The sequence below is a fragment of the Actinoplanes awajinensis subsp. mycoplanecinus genome, from assembly GCF_001509495.1.
GTDB lineage: Bacteria > Actinomycetota > Actinomycetes > Mycobacteriales > Micromonosporaceae > Actinoplanes > Actinoplanes palleronii.
In genome coordinates, this window is the sequence record NZ_LLZH01000134.1 from 36,957 (window position 1) to 56,933 (window position 19,977).

General features: G+C 70.4%; 18 protein-coding genes and 1 riboswitch. Of the genes, 10 read left to right on the forward strand and 8 right to left on the reverse strand.

The features are described 5' to 3' along the window. Window positions 1-131 precede the first annotated feature (131 nt). The 3 genes from ADL15_RS17190 to ADL15_RS17200 form a co-directional block, all read right to left on the reverse strand. The gene (locus ADL15_RS17190; protein WP_067691558.1) at window positions 132-785 is read right to left on the reverse strand and encodes a biliverdin-producing heme oxygenase; all 654 of its coding nucleotides are present in this window, start codon (window positions 783-785) and stop codon (window positions 132-134) included. Window positions 786-852: 67 nt separating this feature from the next. Then, on the reverse strand, window positions 853-1,824 hold the full coding sequence (locus ADL15_RS17195) for a WxL protein peptidoglycan domain-containing protein (protein WP_083971359.1): 972 nt from the start codon (window positions 1,822-1,824) through the stop codon (window positions 853-855). A 111-nt stretch (window positions 1,825-1,935) separates the two neighbouring features. Then, window positions 1,936-3,108, reverse strand: a complete 1,173-nt coding sequence (locus ADL15_RS17200) for an HtaA domain-containing protein (protein WP_067691563.1) — start codon at window positions 3,106-3,108, stop codon at window positions 1,936-1,938. Between the two features lie 150 nt (window positions 3,109-3,258). On the opposite strand from ADL15_RS17200, the gene ADL15_RS17205 reads away from it, so the two are divergent. Genes ADL15_RS17205 through ADL15_RS17220 form a run of 4 tightly spaced genes read left to right on the forward strand, consistent with a single transcriptional unit; the run spans window position 3,259 to window position 6,930 of the window. Then, window positions 3,259-3,999 (forward strand): hypothetical protein, encoded by a 741-nt coding sequence (locus tag ADL15_RS17205; RefSeq protein ID WP_157441423.1) that lies wholly within the window; start codon window positions 3,259-3,261, stop codon window positions 3,997-3,999. A 53-nt stretch (window positions 4,000-4,052) separates the two neighbouring features. Beyond that, window positions 4,053-5,069 carry a heme/hemin ABC transporter substrate-binding protein gene (locus tag ADL15_RS17210; protein WP_083971361.1) on the forward strand — a complete coding sequence of 339 codons (1,017 nt, stop codon included), beginning with the start codon at window positions 4,053-4,055 and terminating at the stop codon, window positions 5,067-5,069. 41 nt (window positions 5,070-5,110) lie between these two features. After that, window positions 5,111-6,118: a FecCD family ABC transporter permease gene (locus ADL15_RS17215; RefSeq protein WP_232344177.1), complete on the forward strand. Its 1,008-nt coding sequence runs from the start codon at window positions 5,111-5,113 to the stop codon at window positions 6,116-6,118. An 11-nt stretch (window positions 6,119-6,129) separates the two neighbouring features. Next, the gene (locus ADL15_RS17220) at window positions 6,130-6,930 is read left to right on the forward strand and encodes a heme ABC transporter ATP-binding protein (protein ID WP_067691786.1); all 801 of its coding nucleotides are present in this window, start codon (window positions 6,130-6,132) and stop codon (window positions 6,928-6,930) included. 102 nt (window positions 6,931-7,032) lie between these two features. On the opposite strand, the gene ADL15_RS17225 is transcribed toward ADL15_RS17220, so the two are convergent. Further along, a complete protein-coding gene (locus tag ADL15_RS17225; RefSeq protein ID WP_067691569.1) occupies window positions 7,033-7,830 on the reverse strand; it encodes a serine protease in 798 nt (265 codons plus the stop codon). A gap of 340 nt (window positions 7,831-8,170) precedes the next feature. Further along, on the reverse strand, window positions 8,171-9,112 hold the full coding sequence (locus tag ADL15_RS17230) for an N-acetylglucosamine kinase (protein WP_269748352.1): 942 nt from the start codon (window positions 9,110-9,112) through the stop codon (window positions 8,171-8,173). A 69-nt stretch (window positions 9,113-9,181) separates the two neighbouring features. Between ADL15_RS17230 and ADL15_RS17235 the strand changes: the two genes are divergently transcribed. The 5 genes from ADL15_RS17235 to ADL15_RS17255 all read left to right on the forward strand — a co-directional run bounded on the left by ADL15_RS17235 (window position 9,182) and on the right by ADL15_RS17255 (window position 16,089). Beyond that, entirely contained in the window at window positions 9,182-10,108 is a 927-nt protein-coding gene (locus tag ADL15_RS17235) for a MurR/RpiR family transcriptional regulator (RefSeq protein WP_232344178.1), read from the forward strand. Further along, entirely contained in the window at window positions 10,105-10,857 is a 753-nt protein-coding gene (locus tag ADL15_RS17240) for a sugar isomerase domain-containing protein (RefSeq protein WP_067691575.1), read from the forward strand. The genes ADL15_RS17235 and ADL15_RS17240 overlap by 4 nt, the downstream gene beginning before the upstream one ends. Window positions 10,858-10,954: 97 nt before the next feature. Beyond that, window positions 10,955-12,154 carry a glycoside hydrolase family 16 protein gene (locus ADL15_RS17245; protein ID WP_067691578.1) on the forward strand — a complete coding sequence of 400 codons (1,200 nt, stop codon included), beginning with the start codon at window positions 10,955-10,957 and terminating at the stop codon, window positions 12,152-12,154. A gap of 129 nt (window positions 12,155-12,283) precedes the next feature. Continuing rightward, window positions 12,284-12,492, forward strand: a riboswitch (cobalamin riboswitch). 133 nt (window positions 12,493-12,625) lie between these two features. Next, entirely contained in the window at window positions 12,626-15,094 is a 2,469-nt protein-coding gene (locus ADL15_RS17250) for a ribonucleoside-diphosphate reductase subunit alpha (protein ID WP_067691581.1), read from the forward strand. Then, a complete protein-coding gene (locus tag ADL15_RS17255; RefSeq protein ID WP_067691584.1) occupies window positions 15,094-16,089 on the forward strand; it encodes a ribonucleotide-diphosphate reductase subunit beta in 996 nt (331 codons plus the stop codon). The genes ADL15_RS17250 and ADL15_RS17255 overlap by 1 nt, the downstream gene beginning before the upstream one ends. A 114-nt stretch (window positions 16,090-16,203) precedes the next feature. Here ADL15_RS17255 and ADL15_RS17260 read toward each other — a convergent pair whose 3' ends face one another. The 3 genes from ADL15_RS17260 to deoC all read right to left on the reverse strand — a co-directional run bounded on the left by ADL15_RS17260 (window position 16,204) and on the right by deoC (window position 19,180). Then, entirely contained in the window at window positions 16,204-16,977 is a 774-nt protein-coding gene (locus ADL15_RS17260) for a peptidase (RefSeq protein ID WP_067691587.1), read from the reverse strand. After that, window positions 16,977-18,272 carry a VWA domain-containing protein gene (locus tag ADL15_RS17265; RefSeq protein ID WP_373873052.1) on the reverse strand — a complete coding sequence of 432 codons (1,296 nt, stop codon included), beginning with the start codon at window positions 18,270-18,272 and terminating at the stop codon, window positions 16,977-16,979. The genes ADL15_RS17260 and ADL15_RS17265 overlap by 1 nt, the downstream gene beginning before the upstream one ends. 212 nt (window positions 18,273-18,484) lie before the next feature. Beyond that, entirely contained in the window at window positions 18,485-19,180 is a 696-nt protein-coding gene (gene deoC / locus ADL15_RS17270) for a deoxyribose-phosphate aldolase (RefSeq protein ID WP_067691603.1), read from the reverse strand. 70 nt (window positions 19,181-19,250) lie between these two features. On the opposite strand from deoC, the gene ADL15_RS17275 reads away from it, so the two are divergent. Then, complete coding sequence (locus ADL15_RS17275; protein WP_067691605.1) at window positions 19,251-19,970, forward strand: GntR family transcriptional regulator; 720 nt, start codon at window positions 19,251-19,253, stop codon at window positions 19,968-19,970. The last annotated feature ends 7 nt before the right edge of the window (window positions 19,971-19,977 follow it).

A 19,977-nucleotide genomic window follows, 5' to 3' on the forward strand; every position in this document is an offset into this window, starting at 1 on the left:
GCCGCCCCCGTGTGTGTGAAGTTGTGGTGCGGAGCGCGCCGAAAGTCCCCACGCAGCGCCCGCCGCCCCCGTGCGTGTGAAGTTGTGGTGCGGAGCGCGCCGAAAGTCCCCACGCAGCGGTGGGGGTGTGGTCAGGCGGCGGGGACCAGGTCCTCTGGGTAGGCGGTGCCCAGCTCCTGGAAGATGGCGGCGTTCAGGGTGAAGGCCAGCTGGGACTCCTCGACCAGGGTGTCCAGGTCCGCGGCCGGGAGGTCGAGGGCGTCCAGCCGGGCGCGGTAGACCGTCTTGTAGGCCTTCGGGTCGGTGATCTGGTCGAAGCGGTAGAACGCCGTGCCCGCGTCGCCCAAGTGGTAGGTCGCGGCGACCTTGCGGCCGACCAGCTGGCCACCGGAGAGGTCGCCCAGATAGCGCACATAGTGGTGGGCCACGAAGTGGGCCGATGAGGTGTGGCAGTGCTCGCGCAGCCGGTCCGCGTAGCGGCGGGTGGCATCGAGGGGCACGACGGACGACTCCCAGTCCGGGCCGTGCAGGTGGGCCAGATCGGACTCGAGGGCGGCGACCCGGGACAGGGCCGGGTCGGCGAAGTCGGCCGCGTCCGGGTGATCGGCCATCGCGGTCGCGGCGGCTTCCAGCTCCCGGTAGATGACCAGGTACTGGGCGGTCAGGGCGGTGAAACCGGTGAGCGGGACCGCGCCGGCCATCAGGCGGGCGATGAAACTGCGGGTCTCCGCGTCGCGGTGCTCGGACATGGTGGCCTTGCGGAGGCGTGCGGCGAATCCGGTCATCTGTCGGCTCGTCCTTCCTGGCTGTGCCGGTTGCGGGAGGGAAGCACGACAACGGTGTCGTACTCGATCATGCTGCGGGGGTGGGACGGTGTCCAGCGCGACGACGCCGGACGAACCGGACGATCAGGTGGAGCAGGACCGCGCCGAGCACCGCGACCAGAGCCCAGGGCCAGGCCCAGACGCCGGTGCTGCGGGACACCGCGGGAAGCTTCTGGTCGAACGAGGCGGGTTCGACCCAGACCTGTGCCGCCAGGCGGACCGTCGGCTGCACGCCGAGGATCTTCTCGGTCACGGTGACCGAGCCGCCGGGCAGCAGCTCGGGGATCTCCATACCGCCGGTGCGGGCCAGCTCCCAGCCGAACGGGCCGGTCACCCGGACCGTGCCGGTGCCACTGAGCCGCAGGTTCCCGGTGTTGTGCACGAGGTATTCGACGGTCATCACGCCGCCGTCGGCCGGGTTCGCCGAGGTGACGTACTCCAGTCGTACCGTGTCGATCTTCAATGTCGGTATGACGGCGCCGGCGACGGTGAGATAGACGCGGGCCGCGACCCGGCGGTCGACGAGCACCTTCTGACCGTTCGCGGTGGTCTGTTCCTCGGCGATCGAGGTGACCACTCCGCCGGCGTGGTCACCCGGCGTCGCGTCGGCCGGCACCGAGATCGAGAACGGGATGTCCAAGCGGGTGTTCGCCGGCACGGTGTATCTCGTGGCGCCCAGCGCCGTCCAGGACCCGACGTCGGTCGGCTTCTGCGCGGCCGGGAGCAGCGCGAACGAGCCGTCGTCGGTGGTGTACGCGTCGGTGCCGTACACGGTGAAGACCAGTGGCCGGGTGCTCAGGTTGGTGACCCCGACGTAGTCGGTGAGCCGTTCGCCGGGTGCGGCACGCCGGATGATGAAGTCCCGGCCGTCCGGTCCTTTCGCCGTCGACGGCTGCACCGACCAGCGCACGTCGGACGAGCCGCTGGGAGCGGCCGAGGCCGGCGCCGGGATCAGCACAGCGAGCAGCGACAGGGCGGCCAGCGCGCCACGAACGACCACGGTGCTCCTTACGATGGGTGCGGGCCGGACGGGAATTGTTGCGGAATTCCCGTCCGGTTCCTTGCCCGCTGGTGAATCAGGCGAGCGTCAGAGCTCGATGAGCGTCGGGGCTCAGGCGAGCGTCAGGGTGAGCACGGCGCTGTACTCACCGGCTGCGCTGGACTCGGGGATGCCGAGGTTCAGCGCCGCGCCACAGGTGGAGCTGCCGAGGCTGCTCCCGGTGTCGGCCTTGCAGAGGGTGCGGCTCGCGCCCAGCCCGGTGCCGGGTGCGACCGGGCTGCCCGGCGCGACGGCGTTGGTGACGCCTTTCGCCGCGACCAGACCGGTGCCGGCGACCGCCGCGGTCGGCGTCCAGCCGAGGTTGGCGGCCGGGATGGTGGCCCCGCCGGTGGAGGCGAAATCGGTCACCTGACCGACCAGGTCCCAGCCGGAGTTGGTGCCGCGCAGGTCGCTGACCGTGACCGCGTTGAGGTTGCCGGTCGCGGTCTGGCCCGGGGTGGCCGCGGAGAGCGCCACCGCGGAACCGGCCGAGGTGAGCGTGAGTGCCCCGCCGGAGACCGCCGCGGTGATCTTCTGGGCGGCCGAGCTGCTGCCACCGGGCTGCTCCGGCTCCTGCGGCTCTTCCGGTTCCTGCGGCTCTTCCGGTTCCTGCGGCTCTTCCGGCTCGGTGACGGTCGCCGAGGCGGACGCGGTGATCGGGTCGAGCGCCGAACCGGCCGAGTAGAAGCCGGCGAACGCGCTGGCGCCCGAGCTGGTCAGCGTGCTGGCCAGGTTCGAGAACGAGACGGCGCCGTCGGTCACGGTCGGCGCGGTGGTCACCACGGTGGCGATCTCCGCCTGGTCCAGGTGCTGCTCGGTGCTGCCACCGTTGGCCACCAGGTCCACATCGGCCAGTAGTGCGCCGGTGCCGTCGCCGTCGACCACCAGGGTCGGGTTGGCCAGGGTGATCTCGAACATGTGCAGCGGGTAGGAGAAGACCACGGTCCCGCCGTAGGTGACCTTCGCGGTGCCCGCGGCGGCGTCGTACGTGCCGCCGGTGGCCGGGAAGTCGAACGTCCCGTCGGCGTTGCGGGTCGCGCCGTCCTTGACGGCGATCGGCGGGGTGCCGTTGCCGGTGCCGACGTAGGCCCGGAACGACGCCTTGAAGCCCCAGTCGAGGCTGCCACCGCCGACCTTGACCTCGGCGGCCATCGCCGGTGCGGCCGCGATCAGGGAGGTGGCGACGCCGAGAGCCAGCGCGCCGGCCAACAGTGCGGCCCGATGCGAGCCGTGAGATGTGCCCATGCTCGTGAGTTCCTTCCGAATAGGGCAGTGACCCGCTGTCGCGAGTTCAGTTAGGGTAGCCTCACCTAACCTCATGATCAAAAGCAAGATCGCAGGGGTACGAATGTGGTGGGGGCGACAGTGCGCATCGGCCTGAGAACGGTGGCCGCGGTGCTGACTCTGCTGGTGGTGGTGCTGTCCGGCACACCCGCGCAGGCGGCGAAGCGACTCTCGGTGTCCAAGACCAAGGGCCTGGACCGAGCCGGGCAGACGGTCACCGTCACCGGCCGTGGGTACGACGTGAAAAAAGGCATCTACGTGGCGTTCTGCCTGGACAACGGCGCCGGCGTGATCCCGTCGCCGTGCGGTGGCGGCGCCGACATGTCCGGCTCGTCGGGTTCCTCCGCGTGGATCTCGTCGAACCCGCCGTCCTATGGGGAGGGTCTGGCCACCCCGTTCGGCGCGGGCGGCTCGTTCACCGTGCCGATCCGGGTCAGCCAGATGATCGGTGACGTGGACTGCGCGGTCCGCGGCTGCGCGATCGTCACCCGGGCTGATCACACGCGGACAAGCGATCGGTCCCAGGATGTGCGGATCGCGGTTCGGTTCGCGCCCGCCAGGACCGGGACCGCAGTGACCGCGGCGCCGAGCCCGGTCAACGGGGCAGCGGTCGCGCCGGCCGGGAAGCCGACGTCCCCGCCGGTCGGGCCGCCGACCGGACGCCTGGCCACCGCCGCACCGCCCGCGGCCACGACGGTCGCCGGTGTGCCGGCCGCCGATCTCGCGTTGACCAGGACGAGCGCCGCCACGCCGCTCGGGCACTGGTGGGCGATCGGCGGCGCGTTCCTGGTCGGCCTGCTCGCCGCCTCCGTCGCGGGCCGGATCCGCCGCCGGAAAGGAAGCCGCGCGTGAATCCGCCGGAAGGAAAGCCGCGCGTGAATCCGGTCGCTAGAGGGAGCAAGCGCATGAACCGCCGAACCGTCGTCGCCGCCGTGTTCCTGTTCGGCGCGGCCGGGTGCACCGCGGTCAGCGAGGTCGGGCCGGAAGTCGCCGCGACCACCGCCGGCTGCGGCGTCGCCACCGCGAAGCTGACCAGCGCCGACATCACCCCGCTCGACCCGAAAGCCACCCCGGCGCTACCGGCCACTGTCGACTCCGCGGACGGCCGCAAGGTCACCGTGACGAGCGCCGACCGGATCCTCGCGGTCAACCTCTACGGCTCCCTCGGCGAGATCGTTTTCAGTCTCGGGCTCGGTGACCGGGTGATCGGCCGGGACACCTCGACCATGTTCCCGGCGGCGAAGAAGCTCCCGCTGGTCACCCCGCAGGGCCACGACCTCTCCGCCGAGGCGATCCTCAGACTCAACCCCACCGTGCTGCTCGCCGACGACAGCATCGGCCCGCCGACCGTTCTCGATCAGGTGCGCCAGGCCGGCATCCCGGTGGTGATCGTGGACGACGAGCAGACCCTCGCCGCGGTGCCCGAGCACATCCGCGCGGTCGCCGCCGCCCTCGGTGTCGCCGAGGCCGGCGAGCGCCTGGTCACCAGGGTGCAGGGCGAGATCGACGCCGCGCGCAAGACCGCGCCGGCCGGCGTCACCCCATTGAAGATCGCCTTTTTGTACGTACGGGGCACGGCCGGCGTGTACCTGATCGGCGGCCGGGGCGCCGGCTCGGACGCGATGATCGGGGCGATCGGGGCCCTCGACGCCGGCAGCGCGATCGGGCTGACGAAGTTCCGTCCGCTGACCAGCGAAGGACTGATCAACGCGGCGCCGGACGTGATCCTGATGATGACCGAGGGACTGAACTCGGTCGGGGGAGTGGACGGGCTCCTCAAGCTCGCCGGGGTGGCACAGACGCCGGCCGGGATCAACCGGCGGATCGTCGACATGGACGACGGGGTGCTGCTGAACTTCGGGGCGCGCACGGGGCAGGCTGTCGCCGCGCTGGCCAAGGCGGTCTACGGCCCGTGCGACTGAACATTGCGGTGCTCAGGTCGTACCGGAAAACGGTTTTGATCGTGGGTCTTGCCGCAGGCCTGATCGTGGTCGCGCTGCTCGCGGCGGGGCGCGGACAGGTCCCGATCTCGCCGGCCGAGGTCGCCGGATCGGTGCTGCACCGGCTCGGCCTGGATCTTGGCCCGAAACCCTCGGCGGTGCAGGGCGAGAACGCGTTGTGGCTGGTCAGGTTCCCGCGAGTGGTGCTGGCGGTCCTGGTCGGCGCGTCGCTCGGCTGTGCCGGGGCATTGATGCAGGGCGTTTTCGGTAACCCGCTCGCCGAGCCCGGCGTGGTCGGTGTCTCGGCCGGTGCGGCGGTCGGTGCGGCGGCCGCGATCGTCAGTGGAGTCACCCTGTTCGGCGGCTGGACCACCGCGATGGCCGCGTTCGGCGGCGGCATGATCACCACCCTGATCGTGTACGCCATGTCCCGCGCCAACGGCCGCACCGAAGTGGTGACCTTGGTGCTGACCGGCGTGGCGGTGAACGCCACCGCCGGCGCGCTGCTCGGCCTGCTGATGTTCCTGACCGACGACGACGGGGTCCGGGCGATAGCGTTCTGGCAGCTCGGCAGCCTGGCCCAGGCCACGTGGGGCGCGGTCGCGGTGGCGCTGCCGTGCGCGGCGCTCGGTCTCACGGTGGCCGCGGTCCTGGCCCGGAAAATCGACCTGCTCGCCCTCGGCGAAGGTCCGGCCCGGCACCTCGGCGTCGACACCGAACGGCTGCGGATCGTCGCGATCGTGGCGACCGCGCTGCTCACCTCGGCGGCGGTGGCGTTCACCGGGATCATCAGCTTTGTCGGCCTGGTGGTGCCGCATCTGATCCGGATGGTCGCCGGGCCCGGGCACCGGGTGTTGATCCCGGCGAGCGCGCTGGGCGGGGCGGTCGTGGTGGTGCTCGGTGATCTGATCGCCCGGACCGCTGTTGATTATCAGGAGTTGCCGCTCGGGGTGCTGACCGCGGTGGTCGGCGGACCGGTCTTCTTCTGGCTGTTGCGCCGCACTCGGGCGCGGGCCGGGGGTTGGGGGTGAGCGGGTTCGGCGTGGAATCGGAATCGGACTCGGGCCGGGGTCTCGGGGTGCGGGCGGCCGGTGTGCGGGTTCGGCTTGGTGGGCGTTTTGTCGTTGATGGCGTTGACCTGCACGCCGACCCCGGCGAGGTGATCGCTCTGGTCGGGCCGAACGGTGCGGGGAAGTCCTCGCTGCTCGCCGCGCTGGCGGGCGACGTGTCGGCCGAGGGTGCCGTCGCGGTGGCCGGGCGGGCGATCGGGACATATCGGCCGGTTGAGCTGGCCCGGCTGCGCGCGGTGCTGCCGCAGAAGGCCGCGCTGTCGTTCCCGTTCACCGTCGGTGAGGTGGTGCGGATGGGCCGTGCCCCGTGGGCCGGCCGGCCGGAACGCGCCGAGGACTCCGCCGCGGTGGCCGAGGCGATGCGGCAGACCGAGACGGCCGGGTTCGCCGACCGGCCGTTCCCGGCGCTCTCCGGCGGGGAACAGGCCCGGGTCGCCCTGGCTCGGGTCCTGGCTCAGCGAACCCCGGTGCTGCTCCTCGACGAGCCGACCGCGGCGCTCGACCTGCGGCATCAAGAGCTCGTCTTGGGTACGGCACGGGAACGAGCCCGCTCCGGCGCGGCGGTGATCGTCGTGCTGCACGATCTGGGGCTGGCGGCGGCCTATGCGGACCGGGCGTATGTGCTGGCGGGTGGCCGGGTGCGCGGGGCCGGTCCGCCGGCGGAGGTGTTCACCGGGGAGCTGCTGAGCGAGGTGTACCAGCACGAAGTCGAGGTGCTGCCCCACCCGTCCGGCGGCGCCCCGCTGGTCATCCCCCGCCGAACGAGCGTGTGAAGTTACGGCGGGTATCGCGCCGTAACTTCACACGCTCGGTGGTTTTGCTTCGTGTGTGGGGAGTTCGGGTGCGGAGCGCGCCTCAACTCCCCACGCTCGGGTTCAGCCGCCCAGCGTCGTGGCGGCGGCGGCGATCGTGGCGGCGAAGTAGCTGACCTGGGTGTAGACGCCCGGCTTGTTCGGCCGTGCGCACCCGTCGCCCCAGCTCACGATGCCGACCTGGACCCAGGCGTTGGCCGAGTCACGGCGGAACATCGGGCCACCCGAGTCACCCTGGCAGGTGTCGGTGCCACCGGCGGTGTATCCCGCGCAGATCTCGTTGCTCGCGATGATCTCGCCGTTGTACATCGAGCTGGAGTTGCAGGTGGTGTCGCTGACGAACGGAACGGTCGCCTTCAGCAGGTACCGCTGCTGCGCACCACCCTCGGTGGCGGCACCCCAGCCGGCGATCGTGAAGGTGCCGGTGTCGTAGGCGGTGGTCTTCGCGATCGGCAGCGTGGCGACGCCGGTGACCGGGCTGGCGAGACGGATGAACGCCCAGTCCTTGCCGCTGCCGGTGTAGCCGGGCGCCCGGTAGACGTAGTTCGACTTCCGGGTGATCTTGCTGGTCGAGTTCAGGTCGACCACGCCCAGGGTGGCGGTGATCGAGGTGTTCGTACCGGTCGAGCTGACGCAGTGGGCCGCGGTGAGCACCAGGGTCGAGCTGTACAGGGCGCCCCCGCAGCCCATCGACAGCCGCACCATCCACGGGAACTCACCCAGAGTCGCCCGGGTGCCGCCGACCACGCTGGCGTCGGCGTGCGCCGCGCCCGGGGCGGCGAGTGCGCCCATGCTGGCCACGGTGATCGCGGCGGCGAGTGTCGCTGTGGTCCTCGCCAGAAGGGTTCGCCAACTGCGCATCTTCGGTTCTCCTCGTCGCGGGGGATACGCCCGGTGGGGCGCTGAGGAGAGAATTGCATTCACATCCATGAATGTGGGTATCCCAAACCGCTCATACCGTCACGCCCACGATGTGTTCACACCCGCGAAACAACCAGCCCCGGCGTTGCGGTGGCGGCGGTCGTGCGGGCTCGGCTGGTGCTGGCGGCTGTCTCGCGGGTGGTGAGGGGACCGTCAGCACCAGCCGAATGCCGTGCCAGGCCCGCGGTCTGGCGCCGGGTGGGCGGCTGGTTGTGAGGGGGGTGTCGGGGGTGGTGAGGCACCCCTGGGAGCCAGCCGGGCTCGGGGCCGGGGCTGGTTGTCAGGGGTGTGTTGGGGCTGGGGAGGCGCCTCTGGGGGCCGGCTGGGTGCGGGCGGCCAGGTGGGCGGCGGCTTCGGCGGGGTCGCCGGCCAGCGTGACCTCGGTGCCGCGGGCGCGCAGGGTGGTGAGCAGGGCGTCGCGGATCGGGGTGTCGGCGGTGAGCAGGCTGCCGGCCAGCACGACCGGGCCGGGGGAGTCGAGGCTGTCCAGGGTGCGCAGCAGGCGGCGGACCGCGTCGGTGACGATCGCGGTGGCGTCCGGGTCGCCGTGCCGGGCCTCGGCGCAGACCGTCGGGGCCAGCGCGGCGATCGCGTCCAGCGGCAGGGCCTGCGCCCAGCGCACCAGCTCGTCGCAGGAGGTGACGCCGGCGTGCGCGGCGATCCGGGTGGCGAACGGTGAGTCGAAGGAGCGGGCCGCGGCTCGGACCGCGCGCAGGCCCAGCCACCGCCCGGAGCCCTCGTCACCGAGCAGCCAGCCGAGCCCGTCGACGACCCGGACGATCGCGAGCTGGTCGATCCGGGCGGCGACCGCGCCGGTGCCGGCGATCAGCACCGCGCCGGACGGCGACCGGGTGCCGGCCACGAACGCGGTGAGCACGTCGCCGACCACGGTCATCGGGCAGGTCAGCCCGAGCTCCGTCCACATCTGACTAAATCGGTCACGGGTGCGGGGGTCGTCGAGGGCGCTGGTGCCGGACAGGCCGAGCGCTGCCGCCCGTACCGAAGCGGGGGAACGGTGACCCAGAGCCTGCCGGATCGCGGCGGCGATCTCGAGGAGCGCGGCCGGCCCCGCCGAGATCGGATTGCCGGGACCAGCCGCTCCGCGCCCGACGATCCGCCACGGACCCGCCGCGTGGTCCGGCGATTCGGCGACGACGGCCCGGGTGCCCGTCCCGCCCGCGTCGATGCCCAGAGCCAGCTCCATGCCAACAGATCGAAGCATGAATATTTCTTGTTGACTAGATGTGAAGACGGTCGTAATTTTCATCGGCAACAGCACTCGATGAAAAGGATGACCGAAGTGACCGGTGAAAGCGGCGGACTGCTGGGACGGCTGCGGATCGAGGGCGCGGGCATGCCCGAGGCGCTGGCGAGGATCGCCGAGACGATTCTCGCCGACCCGGAGACCTCGGCGCACGCCAGCATCGTCGACCTGGCCGAACGGTCCGGGACCTCGACGGCGACGGTCACCCGGTTCAGCCGCACGCTGGGCTTCAAGGGGTACGCGAACCTGCGCGTGGCGATCGCCACCGAGACCGGCCGGGCCGAGCAGGCCCGCTGGGAAACCGACATCAGTGGTGACATCTCGCCCGACGATCCGCTCATCGACGTGCTCGGGGTGGTGACCGCGGCCGACACCCGGGCGATTCAGAGCACCGCGGCCGGCCTGGACGTGGCCGCCGTCGAACGGGTCGCGGCCGCGATCGCCGGCGCCGGCCGGGTGGAGATCTTCGGGCTGGGCAGCAGCGGCACGTCGGCGCGGGAGATGGCGTTCCGGCTGGAGCGGATCCGGGTGCCGGTCTGGCACCGGGTGGACTCGCACACCGCGCTCACCAACGCCGCCCTGCTGCTGCCCGGTGACGTGGCGATCGGGTTGTCGCACTCCGGGCGTACCCGTGAGGTGATCGAGACCCTGGCCGAGGCCGCGGACCACGGCGCGCTCACCGTCGCGGTGACCAGTTTCGGTCGGTCGCCGCTCGCTGAGGTGGCCGACGTGGTGTTCACCACCTCGGTGCAGGAGACCACGTTCCGGCTGGCCGCGCTCTCCGCGCTGCACTCCCAGCTGCTGATCCTGGACCTGATCTACGTGGCGGTCGCTCAGCGCACGTACGAGCGGACCGCCGAAGCGCTGGAGCTGACCGTCCGCGCCGTCGACGCACACCGGCTGCCCGAGAAGATCCCGACCCGCAAGCGTGGGCGTACGAAAGGACAACCGTGACCCTCACCGGCAGTGACTTCCTGGAGCAGGTCCGGGCCGCCGTCGACCGGGTCGGCACCGGCCAGGCCGACGAGAAACGGCGCGCCGCCGAGCTGCTCACCACGACGGTCCGCAACGGCGGAGTGATCCAGGCCTTCGGCTGCGGCCACTCCGAGGCGCTGGCCATGGAGATCGCCGGCCGGGCCGGTGGCCTGGTCCCGACGAACCGGATCGCGCTGCGCGACATCGTGCTCTACGGGGGTGACCCGATCGAGGCGCTCGCCGACCCGATGGTCGAGCGCGGCACCGAGATCGCCCACCGGCTCTACGACCTGGCGCCGATCAAGCCGGACGACGCGTTCGTGATCGCCTCGAACTCGGGGATCAACGGCGCGGTCGTGGAGATGGCGCTGCTCGTCAAGGAGCGGGGGCATCCGCTGGTGGCGATCACGTCGGCGGAGCACTCGGCGGGTGTCGCCACCCGGCACCCGAGCGGGCGCAAGCTCGGCGAGATCGCGGACGTGGTGCTGGACAACGGAGCGCCGTACGGCGACGCCACCCTGCCGCTGCCCGGCGGTGGCGCGGTCGGCGCGCTCTCCTCGATCACCGCGGCGCTGCTGGCCCAGCAGATCGTCACCGAGGTGGTCGCGAACCTGCTCGCGGCGGGGATCACCCCGCCGGTCTACCTGTCCGACAACGTGCCGGGAGGCAAGGAGCACAACGCAGAACTGGAGGCGCGGTACGCCGGGCGCATCCGGCGTACCGCATAGGAAGAGAGCCCGCTGACGCACGCACCCACCTGGTCCCGAAGGTACTCCGTCGGCCAGGTGACCCGAAAATCCCCTCTCCGACAGGAGGAGTCTATCCATGTTCATTGACAAACGTCGATTGGCTGGTCTCGCCGTGGCCGTGCTGGCCGCTTCGGGCATCGTCGCTTTCGGCGCCGGCACCCCCGCGGCCGCCGCCGACTGTGGCTACCTGTTCGACGACTTCCACTACAGCTCGTCCGCGGACGCGTCGCTGACCGGGAACGGCTGGACGCCGCGCAGTTACCAGGGCGGTCCCGGTGTGGCCGGGGCGAACTGGTCGCCCGCGAACATCACGTTCCCGACCGCGAACGGTGACAAGGTGGCTCAGCTCACCGCGTACACCGACGGCACCGCGGCGGGCACCGGGCACGCCGAGCTCTACTCGACACAGAAGCGGTTCCTGGAGGGCACCTACGCCAGCCGGATCAAGTTCACCGACGCGCCGGCCAGCGGGCCGGACGGCGACCACATCAACGAGACGTTCTTCACGATCAGCCCGCTGAACGGTGATCTCGACCCGACCTACAGCGAGCTGGACTTCTCCGAGTACCTGCCGAACGGCGGCTGGGGCGAGACCGGGCCGATCAACTACCAGACGACCTGGTACACGTACCGGAATGACCCCTGGTTCGCCGACAACCTGCACTCCGAGCAGCGGTCCAGCCTGGACGGCTGGCACGACGTGGTGGCGCAGGTGGCGAACGGTCACGTCGTCTACTTCATCGACGGCGTGCAGGTCGGCGACCACGGCGGGAAGTTCTTCCCGCGGCAGACGATGACCATCAACTGGAACCTGTGGTTCATCGACCTCGCCGCGCACACCGGCGGCAAGAGCACGTACGTCCAGCAGATCGACTGGACGCTGTTCGCGAAGAACCAGGTGCTGTCACCGGCTCAGGTCAGCTCGCAGGCGGCCGGATACCGGACCGGTGGCACCGGCTTCCTCGACACGGTGGGCTCGTCGGGCACCTGCTCGACCCCGACCAACCCGACGAGTTCGCCGACCGTGTCACCTACGTCGTCGCCCACATCGTCACCGACGTCACAGCCGCCGGCCACCAGTTGCTCGAACGCGCCGGAATGGGCATTCGGCAGTGTCTATCTCGGCGGTGCCCTGGTGAAGCACGAGAAGAGCCGGTACGGCGACCCCAGCGGCCCGGCGTCGGGTCAGGGCAAACACCTGTGGAAGGCCAGGTACTGGACGCAGGGCTCGGAGCCCGGCTGGACCGAGCAGTGGCAGGATCTCGGCACCTGCTGACCTGTTGTGAATGAGCCGGCGGGGTGCGCGAGCACCCCGCCGGTAATCCGTTAGAGATCATTTTCTGCCTTCTCGGGTGACTGATCCGACACACCATGTGGCGTTGCGATCATGGTGCGGCACCCATATATAGTGTCGATCGCAGCTGGTTCGGGATGCCCTCGCGGGTGTGTCGAGGCAACAGGGAACCCGGTGCGAGACCGGGACTGCCCCGCAGCGGTGAGTGGGAACGAAAGCCGTCAACCAAGCACTGGGCCGTCAGGTCCGGGAAGCGATGGCCGGTAGGCACGAGCAGTGCGCCCACGAGTCCGAAGACCTGCCAGCGCGCCGCACGCACACGTGTGTGGTGGTCGAACGCCGCGCGGGACGGCCGACGCCAAGGGATCTCTGTGCGCGTTTGCGCCCGGAGGGGTCGATGGTGTCTTCCTGCGCGCGGTCGGAGACCGTGTTGACTCGCGAGGGAAGAGGGCTATGACGCTCACGCCGGAGAAGACCACCGTGCCGGGACAGCGCCGGCACGTGATGCAGGTGCGCAAGCGCAACGGTGAGCTGGCTCCCGTCGACGTCAACAAGATCGTTACGGCGGTCGAGCGCTGGATCACCGGCCTCGACGAGGTCGACCCGCTGCGGGTCGCCACCAAGACCATCAGTGGCCTGTACGACGGCGCCACCACCGAGGAACTGGACAAGCTCTCCATCCAGACCGCCGCCGAGCTGATCGGCGAGGAGCCGCAGTACTCCCGGCTGGCCGCCCGGCTGCTGATCGACCTGGTCTCCGAGGAGGTCGGCGAGCAGGGCGTCACCACGTTCAGCGAGTCGATCGCGCTCGGCCACCAGCAGGGCCTGATCAGCGAGAGCACTCTCGAATTTGTCATGAAATTCAAAGACAAATTGAACAATGCGATCGACCTCGGCAACGACCTCCGCTTCGAGTACTTCGGGCTGCGCACGGTGGCCGACCGCTACCTGCTGCGGCACCCGACCAAGCGGGTCCCGATCGAGACACCGCAGTACTGGCTGCTCCGGGTCGCCTGCGGGCTGTCGCAGACCGTCGACGAGGCGATCGGCTTCTACCGGCTGATGTCGTCGCTGGCGTACCTGCCCAGCTCGCCGACCCTGTTCAACTCGGGCACCACGCACACCCAGATGTCGTCGTGCTTCCTGGTCGACTCGCCCAAGGACGAGCTGGACTCGATCTACGAGCGGTACCACCAGGTCGCGAAGCTGTCGAAGTTCTCCGGCGGGATCGGGATCGCCTGGTCGCGGGTCCGGGGCCGGGGCGCGCTGATCCGCGGCACGAACGGCAAGTCGAACGGGATCGTGCCGTTCCTGAAGACCCTCGACGCGGGTGTGGCCGCGGTCAACCAGGGCGGCCGGCGCAAGGGCGCGGCCTGTGTCTACCTGGAGCCGTGGCACCCGGACGTGGAGGAGTTCCTGGAGCTGCGGGACAACACCGGTGAGGAGTCCCGGCGTACCCACAACCTGAACCTGGCCAACTGGATCCCGGACGAGTTCATGCGCCGGGTCGAGGCCGACGGCGACTGGTCGCTGATCGACCCGTCCGACGCCCCCGAGCTGCCGGACCTCTTCGGTGACGAGTTCACCGAGGCGTACCGGAACGCGGAGAAGAAGGCCGTCAAGACGGTCAAGGCCCGCGACCTGTACGGCCGGATGATGCGCACCCTCGCGCAGACCGGCAACGGCTGGATGACGTTCAAGGACCGCTCGAACGCGCTGTCGAACCAGACCGGCGCGCCGGGCAACACCATCCACCTGTCGAACCTGTGCACCGAGATCCTCGAGGTGAACTCGGACGCCGAGACCGCGGTCTGCAACCTCGGCTCGATCAACCTGGGCGAGCACACCACCGCCGACGGCGTGGACTGGGAGAAGCTGCGCGCGACGGTGCGTACCGCGGTGACGTTCCTGGACCGGGTCATCGACATCAACTACTACCCGTCCGAGCAGGCGGCGGCGTCGAACCCGCGCTGGCGCCCGGTCGGCCTCGGCCTGATGGGCCTGCAGGACGCGTTCTTCACGCTGCGGCTGCCGTTCGACTCGGCCGAGGCCAAGGAGCTGTCCACCCGGGTGCAGGAGGAGATCTTCCTGACCGCGCTGGAGGCGTCGGCGACGCTCGCCGAGCAGTTCGGCGCGCACCCGTCGTACCCGGAGACCCGCGCGGCCAAGGGTGACCTGCACCCCGAGCTGTGGGGCGCCACGATGGTGCAGACCGCGCGCTGGGCGTCGGTCAAGGAGCGGATCGCGGCGCACGGCCTGCGCAACTCGCTGCTGATCGCGATCGCGCCGACCGCCACGATCGCGTCGATCGCCGGCTGCTACGAGTGCATCGAGCCGCAGGTCAGCAACCTGTTCAAGCGCGAGACCATGTCCGGCGAGTTCCTCCAGGTCAACACGTACCTGGTCCGGGAGCTGAAGGCCCGCGGGCTGTGGACCGCGGAGATCCGGGACGCGATCAAGCGGGCCGAGGGTTCGGTCCAGGAGATCGCCGAGCTGCCGGCCGACGTCCGGGAGATCTTCCGTACGGCGTGGGAGCTCCCGCAGAAGGCCCTGATCGACCTGGCCGCCGCCCGTGCGCCGTTCATCGACCAGTCCCAGTCGCTGAACCTGTTCCTGAGCGCGCCGACCATCGGCAAGCTCTCCTCGATGTACCTCTACGCGTGGAAGTCGGGGCTGAAGACCTCGTACTACCTGCGCTCGCGCCCGGCCACGCGGATCCAGCAGGCCACCACGGCCACCGCGGCCGTCACCAAGAGCCCGGTCGTCAGCCCGGTCGTCGTCCCGGCGCAGACCACCACCCTGGTGGCGAACCCGTCCGGCGCCGGCCAGGTCGCCACCCTCAGCCTGAACCTGCTCGGGGACACGGACGGTGTGCTCGCCGCGTCTCTCGAGAACCCCGACATCTGTGAGGCATGCCAGTAATGCTGCTCGACCCTGGAATGGACCTGACCCTCCGGCCGATGAAGTACCCGCACTTCTTCGACCGGTACAAGGACGCCATCAAGAACACCTGGACGGTCGAGGAGGTCGACCTCCACTCCGACCTGGCCGACCTGGCCAAGCTCAGCCCGGCCGAGCAGCACCTGGTGTCCCGGCTGGTCGCGTTCTTCGCCACCGGCGACACCATCGTGGCGAACAACCTGGTGCTGAACCTCTACCAGCACATCAACTCCCCGGAGGGCCGGCTCTACCTGTCCCGGCAGCTCTTCGAGGAGGCCGTGCACGTCCAGTTCTATCTGAACCTGCTGGACACGTACGTGCCCGACCTCGACGAGCGGGCGGCCGCGTTCTCCGCCGTCGACAACATCCCGTCGATCGCCCGCAAGGCCGAGTTCTGTTTCAAGTGGATCGACTCGGTCTTCGAGCTGCGTGAGCTGAAGACGAAGGCGGACCGGCGGGCGTTCCTGCTCAACGTGATCTGCTTCGCGGCGTGCATCGAGGGCCTGTTCTTCTACGGCGCGTTCGCGTACGTCTACTTCCTGCGCTCCCGCGGCGTCCTGCAGGGTCTCGCGTCCGGCACCAACTGGGTGTTCCGCGACGAGAGCATGCACATGGCGTTCGCCTTCGACGTCGTCGACCAGGTGCGGGGCGAGGAGCCCGACCTGTTCGACGCGGAGATGGAGCAGCAGGTCCGGGACATGCTCGCCGACGCGGTCGAGTGTGAGGTGCAGTTCGCCGCCGACCTGCTCGAGCAGGGCGTCAGCGGGATGTCCCTGGGCGACATGCGCGAATACCTGCAGCACGTCGCGGACCGGCGGCTGGCGGCGCTGGGGATCGCGCCGATCTACGGCTCCAAGAACCCGTTCGCGTTCATGGAGCTGCAGGACGTACAGGAACTGTCGAACTTCTTCGAACGGCGCGTCTCGGCCTACCAGGTAGGCGTGAGCGGCAGCGTCACCTTCGACGACGACTTCTGATCCGCGAGTGTGTGAAGTTCGGGCGCGGAGCGCACCCGAACTTCACACACTCGTCGGTTTTCCGCTTGGTGTGGGGAGTTTGGGCGCGGAGCGCACCCGAACTCCCCACAATCGTCAGGCCCGGCGGCGGCGCCGGGTCAGCGAGAAGCCGAACAGCCCGGTGAGCGCGGCGATGATGCCGCCACCGGCGGTCCAGAACCAGCGGCCGGAGAAGTCCGGCAGCCAGTCCGCGCTGAAGCTGCTCTTCTCCGCGTCCGGGTCCGCCGAGGCGCTCGGCGCGGGCGCGGTGAGCACGGCGCCCGGCTGGTTGTTCGGCACCAGCGGCGCGGCCAGTTCGCCCTGGTCGGCGTCGAGGTCACCGTCCGGCGTGCCGAGGGTCAGGCCGACCTTGAGCGGCAGGCCCAGATCCTTCTCCGGCGTCTGCGTGCTGGACAGCCGCACGTAGTAGGTGCCCGGCAACGGGTCGCCGTCCTGCGGCTCGGCCCAGGACCGGACCTGACGCAGCCGGCAGCCGAGCGTGACCTGCGCGGCGTCCTTCGTGGCCACCGGGCTCTGCTCACCGGCCACACAGGCCTGCCGGCGGCGCAGTCCGTCGAAGACCTCGATGATCCACGATTCGTCGCCGGTCCGGCCGTCCGGCAGGTTGACTGTCGCGGTGGCCTCCGGGCGCTGCCCGGCGGACGCGTTGAACTGCCAGTACAGGTAGTCGCCGGTGACCGCGCCGACCTGCACCGGCTGGTTCGCGGTGATCGACACCGCGGTCAGGAACGAGGTGCCGGCGGTGTTCACCGCGGGCGCCGGGGACGGGTCGTCGGCGAACGCCGGTGCCGGGACGGCCATGATGCCGACGATCGCGGCACCGGTCACGGCGAGGTGCTTGATCCGCATCAGTTCTCCCTCCAGGTGGCCACCCAGTAACGGGTCACCCAACCGGCCAGGATGCCGGCGAGCAGGCCGGCGATCGCCAGGACCAGCAGGAACAGGAAGCCACGGCCGAGGCCGGGAGCGTCCGGGGCGTGCGACGCGTCGACCAGGTCGATGCTCAGCTCGACCGGCATGCCGGGTGCGGTCGCGGCGGTGGCCGCCACGGCGGCGAACGAGTTGCTGACGATCAGGCAGACGTCGGTCGAGGTGTCGTCGACCGCGTCGGCGGCCGCATCGTCGTCGGCGGCTTCGGCCGAGGCCTTGGCGTCCGCCTTCTGCTCGTCGGCGGACCAGCGCAGGCCGGCCGACAGCACGTCGGTGCGCCCGGCGCCGGCGTCAACCCCGCGGACCAGCTCACGGCCGTCCGGGGTCGAGGCTTTCAGGAGTACGCCGTAGTCCGGGTTGACCGCCCGGTCCAGCCCGATGCTGACCGAGGCACGCAGTTCCTGGTCGGGTTGCACGGCGACCCGGTAGAAGCGGTGCTCGCTGAGCTTCTCCCGGTCGGTGTAGACGCCCGGGGCGAGCAGCGGAGCGTTCGTGCAGTCCGCGGTGCCGGTGACCACGGCCGGCTGCACCGGCGGCGGGAGCGCGGCCCGGTCGACGAGTTGCTGGACCCGGTCGGTCAGCTCCTCCTCGCTCTTCGCCGCGGCGTACGTGCCGCCGGTCGCGGTGGAGATGCAGACCAGCTGCTTGCGGGTCTTCTCGTCCGGGGTCAGGCCGAGCGTGTCGATCACCAGGTGGGTGCCCTGCGCGGCCAGTTCCCGGGCGACCTCGCACGGGTCCGGCGGGGTGCAGGTGTCCTCGCCGTCGGTGATCAGGACGATCCGCCGTACCGAGCCGGTGTCGCCGAGGTCGTCGGCGGCCTTGCGCAGCGCCAGCCCGATCGGCGTGTAGCCGGTCGGCTTCAGCGTGGCGATCGCGTTCTTCGCCTGCGTCCGGTTGACCGGCCCGACCGGGGTGATCTGCTGGGTGTCCTTGCAGGCGACCCTCTTGTTGTTGCCGGAGTAGGTCGCGCCGAGGACGCGGATGCCGAGCTGGGTGGTCTCCGGCAACGCGTCGACGACCTTGTTGAAGGCGCGCTTGGCCACCGCGATCCGGGTCTCGCCGGCGATGTCGGCGGCTTTCATCGAGCCGCTGACGTCGAGGACCAACTCGACACGGGGTGGTTCGGAGGGCTCGGTCTCGTCGGCGAAGGCCGGGGCGGCGGCGCCGAGCAGGGTGGCAGCGCTGATCAATCCAGTCGCCACCACTATGGACAGACTTTTATGGATCACGCGCCAAGATCATAAAGGTAAGGAACATTCACGATCGTGGGAGGGGTTCCCGGTTCGTCCGTGCCCTTGTGGGGCCCGGAGTCACCGGGCTGCGACCGGATTCCGGCGCTCGTGGCGCGCCTTCCAGCCGGCACTCCCGCCCGCGGCGCATTTCCCGCCGTCGGGTCAGTGTCTTGGCGACCTTGCGCCGCCGCGATTCAGGCACGGCGGGCGTACGAGGTCACCTGCCGCCGCGCCAGGTCGTCGAGGATCTCGGCGGTGGCCGACGAGCCGAAGCGGGTCACCCCGACCGCGGCCATCGCCAGCAGGGTGTCCAGGCTGCGGATCCCGCCGGACGCCTTGACCTGCACCTTCGCCGAGACGGCGGAGCGCATCAGGGCCAGGTCGTCGATCGTCGCCCCCTTCGGGGCGAACCCGGTCGAGGTCTTCACGAACGCCGCGCCGGCCCGCTCGGCCGCCCAGCACGCCGCCAGCTTCTCCTCGTCGGTGAGGTACGCCGTCTCCAGGATCACCTTGACGTGTGCCTCGCCGGCCACCCGCACGATCTCCTTGATCTCGGTCTCCACCGCGGCGATGTCACCCGAGCGCAGCCAGCCGATATTGATCACCATGTCGATCTCGGCCGCGCCGCGCTCGACGGCCTGCTCGGTCTCGGCGACCTTGACCTCGGTGCTGGTGTCACCGTGCGGGAAGCCGATCACGGTGCCGACCTTCACCTCGGTGCCGCGCAGCAGCTCCACGGCGAGGGGCACATCGGACGGTCGGACGCACACCGAGGCGACCTGGTATTTCGCCGCGACGGCACAACCCGCGCGGACATCCTCGAGGGTGAACTGCGGCTGCAGGATGGAGTGGTCGATCATGCGGGCGATCTGCGACACCGTGAAGTCCATGGAACGGGAACGTACCTGTCTAGACAGCCACCTGTCTAGACAGGTTGTCGGTATCGGTATGGTGTCCCCCATGTCCGCCGGACCAGACTTCGCCCCGCTCTACTTCCGTATCGAGCAGGAGCTCCGAGCGCGGATCGCGCAGGCCCGGCCCCACGACCCGCTGCCCTCCGAACCGGAGCTGGCACGCGAGTTCGGGGTCAGCCGGATGACCGCGCGCGCCGCGGTCACCCAGTTGGTGAACGACGGGCTGGCCTACCGCGCGCCCGGTCGTGGCACGTTCGTCGCCGTACCCACCGGTCCGCGCCGTGCCGACAACCTGATCCGGCTCAGCGAGGAGATCCGCAAGCAGGGCAAGGTCCCGACATCGAGGGTGGTCAGCGCCGAGCTGCGGCCGGCCACCGTGATCGAGGCGACCCGGCTGCGGCAGCGGGCCGGCGAGGTGGTCGCGATCTACCGGGTCCGGCAGGCCGACGGCGACCCGTTCGCCTTCGAGCACGCCTGTTACCCCGGGGTGCTCAACGAGCTGCTCGACTTCGACCTGTCCGGATCGGTGCACGAGGCACTCGTCACGCTCGGGCGGATACCGACCCGGGGCACCTCGACGATCACCGCGCAGCCGGCGAACGAGGAGGACGCCAAGGAGCTCGGCGTCGAGGTCGGCACCGCGCTGCTGGTCGAGGAACGCCTGATCCTGGACCAGGAGGGGCGGCCGCTCGAGCTGAGCGAGTCCCGCTACAACGGCACGAAGTACCGCCTCGACGTGGCATTCGGCGTCGAACCGCACCAGTAATCCGGGT

Bases quoted from the DNA above. Each gene is read 5' to 3' on its own strand.
- ADL15_RS17190 (WP_067691558.1), bottom strand. From the start codon at position 785: ATGACCGGATTCGCCGCACGCCTCCGCAAGGCCACCATGTCCGAGCAC.
- ADL15_RS17200 (WP_067691563.1), bottom strand. From the start codon at position 3,108: ATGGGCACATCTCACGGCTCGCATCGGGCCGCACTGTTGGCCGGCGCG.
- ADL15_RS17210 (WP_083971361.1), top strand. From the start codon at position 4,053: ATGAACCGCCGAACCGTCGTCGCCGCCGTGTTCCTGTTCGGCGCGGCC.
- ADL15_RS17225 (WP_067691569.1), bottom strand. From the start codon at position 7,830: ATGCGCAGTTGGCGAACCCTTCTGGCGAGGACCACAGCGACACTCGCC.
- ADL15_RS17230 (WP_269748352.1), bottom strand. From the start codon at position 9,112: ATGCTTCGATCTGTTGGCATGGAGCTGGCTCTGGGCATCGACGCGGGC.
- ADL15_RS17235 (WP_232344178.1), top strand. From the start codon at position 9,182: ATGACCGAAGTGACCGGTGAAAGCGGCGGACTGCTGGGACGGCTGCGG.
- ADL15_RS17245 (WP_067691578.1), top strand. From the start codon at position 10,955: ATGTTCATTGACAAACGTCGATTGGCTGGTCTCGCCGTGGCCGTGCTG.
- ADL15_RS17250 (WP_067691581.1), top strand. From the start codon at position 12,626: ATGACGCTCACGCCGGAGAAGACCACCGTGCCGGGACAGCGCCGGCAC.
- ADL15_RS17255 (WP_067691584.1), top strand. From the start codon at position 15,094: ATGCTGCTCGACCCTGGAATGGACCTGACCCTCCGGCCGATGAAGTAC.
- ADL15_RS17260 (WP_067691587.1), bottom strand. From the start codon at position 16,977: ATGCGGATCAAGCACCTCGCCGTGACCGGTGCCGCGATCGTCGGCATC.
- deoC (WP_067691603.1), bottom strand. From the start codon at position 19,180: ATGGACTTCACGGTGTCGCAGATCGCCCGCATGATCGACCACTCCATC.
- ADL15_RS17275 (WP_067691605.1), top strand. From the start codon at position 19,251: ATGTCCGCCGGACCAGACTTCGCCCCGCTCTACTTCCGTATCGAGCAG.